This window comes from Globicatella sanguinis, from assembly GCF_002847845.2.
Lineage (GTDB): Bacteria > Bacillota > Bacilli > Lactobacillales > Aerococcaceae > Globicatella > Globicatella sanguinis.
Map to the genome: position 1 here is coordinate 639,820 of NZ_CP126962.1, position 12,133 is coordinate 651,952.

Sequence of the window (12,133 nt, forward strand, 5' to 3'; positions counted from 1 at the left end):
AACAACAGTAACAGAGGACTTATTATGCTAAACTAAAATTCAATTATTTCCGATTGAACACCCTGTGATGTTAAGCGTATTAAGCGGGCTCCACGATTGACCAAGGCATTGGCACCAAAACCCGATACCTGTCCAAAAACTAAGCGAAAATCACGATAATTGACATCAAAATTATTATTATGATTATGACCAACGAATAAAGTGGTCGCCAATGGATCAAAGATTAATTGAGCGAAAAATCCGGTATTTAGACTAGGACCATCGACACGAAAAAATTCCTCTGTCACTGCGTTACGTGGCTTTTGTTGATAATAGGCTTCAAAATACTCTGGCAATGGGATATGTTGAAAAACTAATGTCTCTTGTACTTCTCCTTGCTCTAATAATGTTTTAGAGCATTGATTAAACCATTGAATTTGTTCCGGTAAAATCCAATCGTAACGCCCATCATATTGCGTATTATAGCCACCTGAATCAAGCACAAATAATGCATATTTCATCGTTTCCTTTTGTTCATCATAAATTGGGATAATATAAGATTCACGTTCTTCAGCAATCATGACTTGCTGTTTCTCTACTAATAAATCAATTTGCAATTCCATTTCGCGTAAGATTTTCCGACTAACATCAGGATGATTAGTATCATGATTTCCATAAGTAATCGCAATCGGCACCGCTAAGCTCTGACAAAAAGTGATAAATTGCTGATAACTGACCAAAGGCTGGCTGTTTAATGTAGCCCAAATCATATCCCCAGTAAAAATAACCAAATCCGGTCGGTAACGTGCTACCGTTTCCTTAATATGAATTAAGGTTTTCTCGTCAGCATCATTCCATGGATAGTCTTTTAAATGTAAGTCGGTTATTTGTAAAATTTGAAAGGATTGATTGTCATGTAAATGAAGCTTCATGATGCTTGACCACCTTTAAAATTTAATAGGACTGTTTGATTGACTTTAAAAGCTTGAGGTTGATTACTTGAAATTACTAATTCTTGACCATCTTCTAATTGAATACCATATTGAGTCTCACGACCTAAAAACTGTTGATCAAGTAACTTGCCGACAATGCCTTTTCCTTGAACATGATAGTCACGTAATTCAAATTGCTCAGGTAAGATTGGCAATGTATTAAGTTGTTTAAAATGCGCATCAATATGTGGAGCGCTCCAACTGGCACCATTGACCGCTTGATTAGGATAAAACTGTTCGCCCTTCCAGATGCCTTTAATCAATTGAGCTTTACCAACAAAACGTGCAACGAACTCGGTCTTAGGATGATGATATAAATTATAGGGCGTATCAAATTGTTCGATTTGACCTTGGTTCATTACTATCACACGATCTGCTAAGGCCATCGCTTCCTTTTGATCATGCGTAACATATAATGTGGTCGCATTAGATGCTTGATGGATTTTTTTTATTTCTCGTATCATGCTTTCTTTCAAATGGGCATCCAATGCTGATAAAGGTTCATCCATCAATAATAACTTTGGATGCGCCACAATGGCTCGCGCCAATGCCACCCGTTGTTTTTGCCCACCGGATAGTTCATGAGGATAACGATGACTGAAATCACTTAATTCCACTAATTCTAATATTTCTTTGACTCTCATTTCTTTTTCTTGTTTAGTAAGTTGTTGACGATTTTCTTTAGCATTTAAGGGATACATTAAATGCTGATAAACATCATAATGAGGCCATAAGGCAAATTGTTGAAAGACCATGCCAATTTGACGTTCATTAACCGACAATACTTGCTTATCTTGGTAAAATGTTTGATTATTGAAGCGAATTGAGCCAGCCGTCGGTTCAACAAACCCTGCTACCGATCTTAATAGCGTAGTTTTCCCGCACCCAGACGGACCTAATATCGCAATAAATTCATTCGACTGAATCTCCAAATTAATTTCTTCAAGCGCTGTAAAATTTCCAAATTGCTTCACTAATTTTTTTATTTCTAAATGACTCATTTGTTCTCACCTTCCTTGCTTTCCCAACGACTACGCATCATTAAAATGGTTAAAATTAATAAGGTTAATAATACCGAATAGGCCTGTGCAATCGCGTTATCACCGCCGGTTTGTAAAGCAAAAATTGTTAGCCCAATGGTTTTTGAATTAGCGGCTGATAATAACGAGGACAAGGTCAACTCGGTTAAGGCTCCTATAATCATTAAGAAAGAGCTCGATAATAGTTGTTGACGAATCATAGGTAAAATAATTTTAAACCATTTTTCAATAGAACTCGAACCCGAAACTATTGCTGCCTCTTCCAATTCTGGCCCAACTGTCATAAAGGCAGTTTGACTACCACGAATTAATAACAAAGCATATCGAGTCACATAAGCAATCCACAGTATTAACATGGTTCCATAAACATTAGGGACTTTCCCCCAATAAAAAATCATACTTAACGCTAACACGATACCTGGGACTGAATAGGTTAAAGAGGCTCCCGTTTCTACAAAAAAGACTGATTTAAGTTGATAGCGACTCTTCATATACATGACCCACACGCCAATTAATAAACACACCACTAATGAACTTAAGGTTAACCATAAACTTGTTAAGAAGCCTGAATACATCCCCGGTGTCGTTAAAATGAATTGATAATTCGCTAGTGACATATGTGATACATCAAAAATCGATCGCACATAACCTTTATGTAAAGATGACAAGAACATAAAGATGAGGGGAATAATATTTAATATCATCAATAGGACGATTAAAACAAACTGTATAAGCCGACGTTGCACAGGTTTTAAGGCCACGCGATGATGATAGCTTGCCATTTGTGATTCAAGCGGTTTTTCACGCAAGGTTAAACTTTTTTGAATCAACACAGCTGATAATGAAATGCTAGACAACACTATCGCTAAAGCTGAGGCTTCATTAAAACTAGTGGGCCCAAAACCAATGGCTTTTTCGTAGATATAAGTACTTAAAACACTAATACCACCGGGAGTCCCTAAAGTAATGGGGATAGCAAAGTTATCAATAGCACTTAAAAACGATAAGACTACAGCACTTAAAATGGGACCTCGCACACTCTTTAAATTAATCTTCATTAAGGTTTCTTTTAAAGCATATCCCGCCACTTGAGAAGCTTGTTCTTGTTCTTGTGGTATTTTTCTTAACACATCGACTAAATTTAAATAAACGAGGGCGGCATTACTAACACCTAAAACAAATATAATCCCACCCAAGGAGTACATACTAACTTTTGGTAAACCAAGCTGCATTAGTAAGCGATTAATAACACCATTGCCTGAAAACAAAGAAGTCCAAGCTAATGTTACAATATAGCCCGGTATTAAATACGGTAAGATAATTAAAATCTCTAATAATTTTTTATATTTCACATTTGTATATGCCACCATAAATGCATAGAGTCCACCTAATAGAAAAGCTAATACTGTAGAAGCACCCCCTACGATGAGGGTGTTTTTTATCGCCAATCCACTACGTGAAGAACTAAAAATGGCGTTGAAATTCTGAAGACTAAAACCGCCCTCAGTTTCAAACGCCAAAGCAAATAAGGTCAGTAATGGCATAATAAATATGAAAATCCCTAGCGCTCCAATTAAGAACGATTGGATTGACTTATTTATTTTATTCATCCACTATCATTTCCTTTTTTTAAAATTATTCACCCGCACCGAACATTTCAGCAAATTGTTCTTTATCTGCATCACGAGTTTCGATGACTTTTGCTGCATCAAATTCAATCGGAGAAATCTCATCCGCACCTTTCAATCCTTCTGGTGCTTCCACGCCATTACGTACCGGTGTATACCCCATTTCTGAAGCTACTTTTTGACCAGCTTCTGATAAAACAAAGTCAATGAATTTTTCTGCTACTGCTTGATTTGGCGTATCTTTAATTAAGCCAATGGGTTCGGTAACATATAAAGCCCCTTCTTCTGGATAAATGAATTCAATTGGTGCGCCATCATTTTTTGCACGATTAGCCATATAGTCAACTAAAAGGCCAACCGCTTTCTCTCCATTTAATAACGCATCGCGAACCGTACCATTTCCTTTCCCTACAAAGACTTCATTCGCTTTTAAGCCTTCATAGAAAGCCCAACCAATATTGTCTTGTTGTACTTGGATGGATAAGTTTAATGATGCTGCGCCTGAATATAATGGACTCGGAATCATCACTTGACCCTTTAATGATTCATCCGTTAAAGAAGAAAATCCTTTAATCATTTCAGCGTCTGCCATATCGGTATTAACTGCGATACCTGTTACGATAATTTTAGTACCCGTATAGTAGTGTTCATCATCCACATACGTTGTATCAATCTCCGCTAATTCTGGTGATTCGTAGGCTTGCAATAAATCTTGTTCTACTAAATTATCAAAAGTAAAACTGTCAGAAACTAACAAAACATCTGCTAAAACATTGTCCGTCTCTTTTTCAGCTTGTAATTTTGAAATCACTTCTTCAGTTCCTGAACGGAAAACATTCACTTTCACATCAGGATATTCCGCATTAAAAGCCTCCACTAATTTTGCCACATCTTCTTCAGGTTGTGAGGTATATAAAGTAAATTCTCCAGCTAAGTCTTCCGCACCTGCTACCACTGGATCCATTAATAAATTAGAACCTAAAGCCGTTAAAGCAATCGTTGAACCTAAAAGTGAAACTAATTTGTTAAGTTTAAACATGATAATCCTCCAAAATGATTTGATAAGACTATTTTATCAAATCCAGGACAATTTAAAATAAAGTTCCTGTAAGTGTTTTGTAAATCTATGTAAAAATCATGTAAATAGTTTTATAAGTAATTTTCCTATGGTATTCTGTTATGGAGGTGAAGTTACATGGGAAAAAGAATAAAATTTAAAGGAATTGTTAATTTTCGTGAATTAGGAGACTTTAATACGATTAATGATCAATTAACACAGAATGAACGCATTTATCGTTCTAGTATGTTATTTGCGGACGAAGCAGCCGATGTTGAAAAAATGAAAGACTTGGGGATTCAAACAATATTTGATTTGCGTTCACCGAAAGAAATTGAACGCCATCCCAATCAGTTTCAAAAGTTAGTCCCCCACTATTTAACGATTAATTTGAGTAGTGGTGCCGACGCAGGGCGCTCCTTAGAAATGAGCAAAACAACCGATGATCCTTACTTTATGAAATTTCGCTATATGGAATATTTAGAAGAAGCTAAAGATGAAATTGCGAAATTATTTAGACAGTTAATTCAGCCAGATAGTCTACCGGCGGTAGTTCATTGTAGTGCGGGTAAGGACCGAACTGGTGTCATCAGTTATTTGTTATTAAAAATGGCGGGCGTCCCAATTGAAGAAATCGTGGCGGATTATCAGGTAAGTTATGGTTACATTAAATATGATGAACGTATTATTAAAGAAGGGCATCAGCAAAATATTTATCATTCTTATCCGGAGATTATGGAAGGCTTGGATCAATTATTTACCGCTAAATATCCTGATGTGGCAGACTACTTTGTTTCGTTGGGCTTAAATGCTGATGAAATCGAATTGGTGCACGGTTTATTATTGGGAGTAGACCAGAAGTAGAAAATCGAATGATTTTCGCTTCGTCGGCCTACCCCCGCACAGTTGAGTAGGCCTCAAACAAGTCATTAAGACGCAGGTTGAGGCCACTCAACCACTGCGCTTTTAATTAAATAGATATGCCTGAACAGAATTTTAAAAGTTTTTGCCCAGCCTCTATTTTTCTTGTTATTCAGTAGTGGCAATTATACTCACCAAAAATGGTGTGACGTCTATTCACCTACAAGAAAGAGCTTCTCAAAGAAATAAAATCAATTATCGTAATAGTGGCGTCCTTTCACCTACAATAAGAATGTCAGGAATGACTGCAATTTATCCCTAACTATAAAAAACGATTGACCCTCGGCCAATCGTTTTTTAAAATTATGCATCTTCTTTACGTTTAGATAAGGTGATAAAACCTAATCCTGTTGTTAATAAAATAGCAACTGCCGGTAAAACATTATGGTCTTTTTCTCCTGTTTCAGGTAAGACAGCACTTTTCTTGACAGATGTTTGAGTTCCTTTTTGCTCTTTGTCAGTTTCTTTAGATTTTATTGAAGCCACTAATTGTTTACGTTTTTCTTTCAATTCAGCTAAATTATTCGCAACTTCTTCACAATTTTTTTCTAAAGCTGTTAATGCCTCTTTTAATGGAGTGAATTCAGCTTCTTTGTCATTTAATTGTTTTGATAATGTTGCTAAATGAGTTGCATGAGTATGTAATGTTTTTTGTTGTTGTTCGATTAATACCGGTAAACCAGCCAAAGCCTTGATTTCTGTATCAACATCAGCTAATTGAGTCGTAATTAAAGTATATGATGCTTCTAATTCTTTAATTGTTGTGGTTAAATCAGCTATTTTAGTATTTATATGCTCAATAAAATCATTGATTGCTATTAAATTAGACTCTTGTAACTCTTTATTACTTTTTGCCTTTTCTAATACTTCTTGTGCCTTTGCAATCGCTTGTGCTAGGTTAGCATTTTCTTCTGATAATGACTCTAACAAAGTATTTACTTCTACCAATCGTTCTTCTTTTGTCGTTTGAGTTGTTACCAGTTGATCCGCTTGCACTGATTGTGTTGCTGCCAGTTCTTCCTTTTGCGTCTTTTCTTCAGCTAAAGCATCTTGCTCAGCTTTTACTTCAGCTCCATGAGCATTATTGGCTTGAATGTTATTTTCATTTTGTGAAAGCTCCATATTTACTTTCTCAAATTGAGCTAAAGTTTCATTTAAAAGCTGTTCAACTTCTTCGTTTTGTTGAGTAACAGAATCTAATGTAAAATCAGCATTAAGATCAAATAGTTTTTCATCTCTAACTTGTGGTTTGGTTACCGTAATAAAGTGATGACGCGTTTGATAATAATTATCTTCTTTAACATTCCCCATGGAGAAACCAAAGTGCCCTTTTGCATCATTCGCAATATTGGTTAATTGTTTGTTATACCATTCAGGGTCAGTTACTTTATAATCGCCATTTAGTGCTTCGAATTCTTTGTATGCCATATATTCACTTAAACCAATCAATGAATATAAATGACCATAATTTGGTTCGCCACCATCGTCAAACATCATATTTAAAACACTTGAATAAATGGCACGTTTAATATTTGACACCGGAACGTTCACATAGCCATCTTCTGTCAATTCGCCACCACCGGTCTCTGTCTTTTGACCTTCATATTCCATATAGCCCCAACCGAGATTCTCATAAAAGTTGCCATAGGTATCATCTAATCCATTCTTACCAGCTTCTTCAGATATTGCTTTATCATAATGACCGGCAGTACTTTTTCCATTCTCAATGTCTAGACGACTTTGTGCATATGTATAGGCATCATTAACATAACGCTTGGCGATGTCATCGGCAAATTTAATGGTACTATGATTGGCTACTAAAGGTGAAACACCAACGGCTTGACGAATTTGATTAATGAGGTCCAATGAATAGAAGGTTAATTCTTGAATTAATTGTTCGCTAACATCATTAATATCTGGAACAATACGTTCTTTATCACCTGGATTCATCACAAATTGATTTTTAGAACCTTCTAATTGTGAATATGGTTTGGTAATCGCATCAAATTCAGCGCCAGTCATTTCACCAGTATATAATTTGTAAATATTTTCCATCGTAAATTCAGCGGGTATTAAAATACGATTTTCGCCCACTACTGGTGGAGTGCCTAATAATTCCCGGTATTGATTAATTTTATCATCCAAGTCTGATTTTTGTGCTAATAGTTGATCCTTTTGTGCTTGGAGTGCATCGGCGACCCGTTTCCATTCATCCAACGCTACCGTTAATTCGTTAATACGAGCATCCATCGCAGCTGTATCAGCATTCTGTGCACTTTGCGCTCGTAAGTCAGCAATTTGTTGGCTAAGGGATTCAATCTCTTGTCCTAATTTTGCTTTTTCATTTTCTAAGGCTTTAATTTCAGTAGCGACGCCTTCACTGGTTAAACGATCTAAAGCAGCTTGTTTATCAGCTACCTCCTTATCAGCGGCCGCTAATTTTTCTGCCGTTTTTTCTTTATCTGCCTCAGCTTGTTTTCTTTGTTCTTCCGATAAAGCCCGTTCTTCTTTTTTCGCATCTAAATCGGATGCTGTCTTTGCCATTTCAGTAGTCAATTCTGATTGCTTCGCAACTAGTTCTGCACGGATTTGTTCAACATTGGCTAAACATTCCTTTAACTCAGTAAGGTGCGCTTCATCAATTACTTGTTGCTGTTCAATTTGTTTGATTGTGGCTTCAAGTTCTGCGATTTCACTTTCTTTACGTGTAATCTCATCTTTTAATTCAGCCATTTGAATTTCACATGTCTGACATTCCGCTTCTTTTTCTTTGATTTTTTCATCTAAGTCAGCAATCTGCTCTTCAATCGTTTTTTCTTTTGTTTCTTCGGTCGTGTCTTCTGTTGTTTCTTCAGTCGTATTTTCTGCTGATGATTCGGTCGTGTCATTAACTGGTGCTTCTGTTGTGTCTTCTATTGAAGCTTCGGTCGTTTCATCAACTGATGAAGCTTCGGTCGTTTCCTCCGCTACTGCTTCAGTTGTGTCTTCTATTGAAGTTTCGGTCGTTTCTTCAACTGATGAAGCTTCGGTCGTGTCTTCTGCTACTGGTGCTTCCGATATTTCTACAACTTCTGCCTCGTTCTCTTCTGTCACCGATTCAACTATAACTTCGCTTTCAACGAATGCTGGTAGATCCTCATCAATATTGTTCTCTTCTAATATTGCAGTTGGTTCTGGTACCGTTTCTTCGGCTGATACAATTTGCCCTGCTCCCATAAACCCAGATAACATGGCCACTGCAACCCATACGCCTTTTACTTTTCTTAAAAGCTTCAGTCCTCGATTCATTGTAAACCCTCCCATACTATCTTATAAGTCTATTATAAAACATCCAGGTTATATTACAAATGAAACATTTAAAATTTGACCTTTTTTCAATATTTACAATCCATTCAAAAATTACCTAAAATAAAATCTCTATCAATTTGGTAACCAGCGATTTAAGCTAGTTAAGGCCCATCATTGATAGAGAAAAATGTTAGTTATTATATAGTTTGGCTATTAAAAGATATTATCTAATTTCAGTAGCCCCGCCCATATTATAATAGATTATCTCCTAGTTAACTTTATTATATTACAGGCTTTCTTTTGTATATATTATACGGAGTTTCTGTGTCTAGAAACTTTTTTAAGACCAAATTAAGACCATCAATAAAAATAAGCCTCTGTACTTTATTGATACAAAGGCTTTTTTCATTATATTTTTATCTAATTTCAGTAACCCCGCCCATATATGGAACAAGCACCTCTGGAATTTTCACACTGCCGTCTGCTTGTTGGTAATTTTCTAAAATAGCTACCACTGTACGTCCAACAGCTAAGCCAGATCCATTTAAAGTATGAGCTAATACTACACGATCTTCTGAATCGCGGAAACGAATTTTAGCACGTCTCGCTTGGAAAGCCTCACAGTTTGAACATGAACTGATCTCACGGTAAGTATCTTGTCCTGGAATCCACGCTTCTATATCATAAGTTTTCGCTGCTGAAAAGCCCATGTCGCCAGTTGATAAAGTTAACACACGGTACGGAATATTCAACGCTTGTAAAATACCTTCAGCATTGGCAGTCATGGCCTCTAATTCTTCATAAGAATGGTCAGGATGAGCAATTTTTACAAGCTCTACTTTATGAAATTGGTGTAGACGAATTAAACCACGAGTATCACGACCCGCACTACCCGCTTCAGAACGGAAAGAAGGTGACATGGCTGTCATTTTTATTGGTAATTGGTCTTCCGATAAAATTTCATTCGCAACATAGTTCGTTAATGGCACTTCAGCTGTTGGAATTAAAGTAAAGCCACGCTCATCAGTTAATTGGAATGTATCTTCAACAAATTTAGGATATTGGCCAGTTCCAAACATTGATTGATCATTGACCATATAAGGTGGAATCATTTCAGTATAACCATTTTTTTCAGTATGAGTATCTAACATAAAATTATAGACTGCACGTTCTAAACGAGCACCTAATCCTTTATAGAAAACAAAGCGGCTACCGGTTACTTTTGCGGCACGTTCAAAATCTAAGATACCAAGTTTTTCCGCAATATCCCAATGATTCAATGGTTCAAAATCAAATTGGGTAGGTTCACCCCAACGACGAATTTCCACATTATCTTCTTCACCTTCCCCAACAGGTACACTGTCATGAGGAATGTTTGGTAATCGATGTTCAATATACTCTAACTTTTCATCAATAGCCGTTAAAGTTTCATCTTTTTCTTTAATGGTTTCTCCTAATGTTTTCATTTCAGCAATTTTTCCATCAGCATTTTCTTTATTGCGTTTCAATTGGGCAATTTCGCCTGATACAGCATTACGCGTTTGCTTTAAATGTTCTACTTCAACTAATAATTCACGGCGTTGAATATCTAATTCACGATACTCATCCAAAGTCTCACGAGCTACACCACGGGTAGCAAGTTTAGCTGCTACTTCTTCAAACTTATCTCTTAATACTTTACGATCTAACATATCGCTTCCTCCTCTTTAGGTATAAAAAAATACAGAGCCTTATCCACTATCTGGGACGAAGGCTCTGTTCGCGGTACCACCCGATTTCAAATATGATAATCATACTTGCTCTCAAATCAAATCGTTAACGGGATTACCGGCACTACTTACTCAATAAATTGTTTTCATAGGCATATCGATTCGTGGATTCACTAATTAATTTGCGTGATTTGCACCTACCATCACGTCTCTAGACAAATACCTTAGTTACTACTCGAATCTGTTACTTTAATTATAATCATCTACTAATGAAAGTCAAGTTCCGGTTCATTTTGTATGTAGGTGTTTGGTTGGCTTATGGTGTGTGGCTTCACCATATTTACGGAATTATGCGAAATCGCTATTCGATATTGGTTTAATGACATTGGGATTTATTTGGTAAGTAATAAAAAAACTAGCATTTTAGCTAGTCCATTCCATTAGTCTATAGGGGGGTAATGTGTCCTAAAAAGTGTCCAGGAAAACCAAGGCACTTTTAAAATTCAAAATTATATATTCTAGTAAAGAATGCTATATTATCAATGTTTTTGAAACTTATGTAAACCTAAAAAAATAAAAAATGGTCCCTACTGGGTTCGAACCAGCGACCCCTACCTTGTCGAGGTAGTGCTCTCCCAGCTGAGCTAAGGAACCAACTACTGCTATCATACCATATTGCGACGAGAAGGACAATAACATACGAGTGGGTAAGGAGTAGAAAACCAGTTGATTTTCAATTCTTCTGCTCTATCTCATCATGATAGACTCGCTTAATAAAAGAGTTGTTTCCGTTGCAGCATTAAAGACTCGCTTCACTCGCACAATAAAAAAGTCGCTTCAATCGCTTAATTAAAGACTCGTTTTCGTTACACAATTGTAGAGCCGTTTCGTCGCATAATGATATAGCCGCTTTCGTCTCATCATAAAAAAGAGTGGGGACAAGATGCAAAAACAAATGTTCTGCAATTTCTTTTCCTCACTCTTTGTATTACCACTCTAGTTGGCGTGCTTTTTCAGTATCACGATAATGGTGAACTTTCTCCAACCCTTTAAATTGTTGTTGGCGTAAAGCCTCAAAAATAATAATATTAGCGGTGTTAGATAGATTTAAAGAACGCACATGTTCATCATTCATTGGAATCCGCAAACACTGATCTTGATGTGCTTCCATAAACTCGATTGGTAAACCCGTTGTTTCTTTACCAAAGATAAACACTTGTTCTTCAATACTTTCATCGGCTAGATTCACCTCACTATAGACATGAGGGGTAAACTTTGTGATTAAATATAATCGACGTTCACCTAACCATTCCATGAAAGAATCTAAATTTTTATGATAATAAATTTCAACATTGTGCCAATAATCTAACCCAGCACGTTTTAACATTTTATCATCGGTACTAAAACCTAAAGGCTCGATTAAATGTAAGGCCGTGTTCGTCGCCGCACATGTACGGGCAATATTACCGGTATTGGCTGGCATTAAAGGTTCAAATAAGGCGATATGATTTTTCATTGA

The 12,133-nt window shown here is 36.5% G+C and carries 8 protein-coding genes, 1 tRNA gene and 1 other annotated feature; of the genes, 1 reads left to right on the forward strand and 8 read right to left on the reverse strand.

The window, feature by feature from the left end; translation table 11 throughout:
* Nucleotides 1–32: 32 nt before the first annotated feature.
* From CYJ72_RS02725 to CYJ72_RS02740, 4 genes are read right to left on the reverse strand one after another with little or no spacing between them, the layout of a single operon-like run.
* Entirely contained in the window at nucleotides 33–911 is an 879-nt protein-coding gene (locus CYJ72_RS02725; RefSeq protein ID WP_284630316.1) for a metallophosphoesterase, read from the reverse strand.
* Entirely contained in the window at nucleotides 908–1,972 is a 1,065-nt protein-coding gene (locus CYJ72_RS02730) for an ABC transporter ATP-binding protein (protein ID WP_066123606.1), read from the reverse strand. The genes CYJ72_RS02725 and CYJ72_RS02730 overlap by 4 nt, the downstream gene beginning before the upstream one ends.
* Nucleotides 1,969–3,621 (reverse strand): ABC transporter permease, encoded by a 1,653-nt coding sequence (locus tag CYJ72_RS02735; protein ID WP_284630317.1) that lies wholly within the window; start codon nucleotides 3,619–3,621, stop codon nucleotides 1,969–1,971. Before CYJ72_RS02735 ends, CYJ72_RS02730 begins: the two co-directional genes overlap by 4 nt.
* Before the next feature lie 25 nt (nucleotides 3,622–3,646).
* Entirely contained in the window at nucleotides 3,647–4,678 is a 1,032-nt protein-coding gene (locus tag CYJ72_RS02740) for an ABC transporter substrate-binding protein (RefSeq protein ID WP_284630318.1), read from the reverse strand.
* A gap of 156 nt (nucleotides 4,679–4,834) precedes the next feature.
* On the opposite strand from CYJ72_RS02740, the gene CYJ72_RS02745 reads away from it, so the two are divergent.
* Nucleotides 4,835–5,560, forward strand: a complete 726-nt coding sequence (locus CYJ72_RS02745; RefSeq protein ID WP_284630319.1) for a tyrosine-protein phosphatase — start codon at nucleotides 4,835–4,837, stop codon at nucleotides 5,558–5,560.
* 360 nt (nucleotides 5,561–5,920) lie between these two features.
* Here the strand turns inward: CYJ72_RS02745 and CYJ72_RS02750 are convergent, their stop codons facing one another.
* The 4 genes from CYJ72_RS02750 to CYJ72_RS02765 all read right to left on the reverse strand — a co-directional run bounded on the left by CYJ72_RS02750 (nucleotide 5,921) and on the right by CYJ72_RS02765 (nucleotide 12,130).
* On the reverse strand, nucleotides 5,921–8,905 hold the full coding sequence (locus CYJ72_RS02750) for an SEC10/PgrA surface exclusion domain-containing protein (protein WP_284630320.1): 2,985 nt from the start codon (nucleotides 8,903–8,905) through the stop codon (nucleotides 5,921–5,923).
* A gap of 416 nt (nucleotides 8,906–9,321) precedes the next feature.
* Complete coding sequence (gene serS / locus CYJ72_RS02755; protein ID WP_284630321.1) at nucleotides 9,322–10,596, reverse strand: serine--tRNA ligase; 1,275 nt, start codon at nucleotides 10,594–10,596, stop codon at nucleotides 9,322–9,324.
* A 48-nt stretch (nucleotides 10,597–10,644) separates the two neighbouring features.
* Nucleotides 10,645–10,868: a binding site (T-box leader), on the reverse strand.
* A gap of 327 nt (nucleotides 10,869–11,195) precedes the next feature.
* A tRNA-Val gene (locus tag CYJ72_RS02760) sits at nucleotides 11,196–11,268 on the reverse strand.
* Between the two features lie 334 nt (nucleotides 11,269–11,602).
* A complete protein-coding gene (locus CYJ72_RS02765) occupies nucleotides 11,603–12,130 on the reverse strand; it encodes a tRNA (cytidine(34)-2'-O)-methyltransferase (RefSeq protein ID WP_071407798.1) in 528 nt (175 codons plus the stop codon).
* Nucleotides 12,131–12,133 lie beyond the last annotated feature (3 nt).

Excerpts from the sequence above, each read along its gene's own strand:
- CYJ72_RS02725 (WP_284630316.1), bottom strand. The coding sequence starts at position 911 with ATGAAGCTTCATTTACATGACAATCAATCCTTTCAAATTTTACAAATA.
- CYJ72_RS02730 (WP_066123606.1), bottom strand. The coding sequence starts at position 1,972 with ATGAGTCATTTAGAAATAAAAAAATTAGTGAAGCAATTTGGAAATTTT.
- CYJ72_RS02735 (WP_284630317.1), bottom strand. The coding sequence starts at position 3,621 with ATGAATAAAATAAATAAGTCAATCCAATCGTTCTTAATTGGAGCGCTA.
- CYJ72_RS02740 (WP_284630318.1), bottom strand. The coding sequence starts at position 4,678 with ATGTTTAAACTTAACAAATTAGTTTCACTTTTAGGTTCAACGATTGCT.
- CYJ72_RS02745 (WP_284630319.1), top strand. The coding sequence starts at position 4,835 with ATGGGAAAAAGAATAAAATTTAAAGGAATTGTTAATTTTCGTGAATTA.
- CYJ72_RS02750 (WP_284630320.1), bottom strand. The coding sequence starts at position 8,905 with ATGAATCGAGGACTGAAGCTTTTAAGAAAAGTAAAAGGCGTATGGGTT.
- serS (WP_284630321.1), bottom strand. The coding sequence starts at position 10,596 with ATGTTAGATCGTAAAGTATTAAGAGATAAGTTTGAAGAAGTAGCAGCT.
- CYJ72_RS02765 (WP_071407798.1), bottom strand. The coding sequence starts at position 12,130 with ATGAAAAATCATATCGCCTTATTTGAACCTTTAATGCCAGCCAATACC.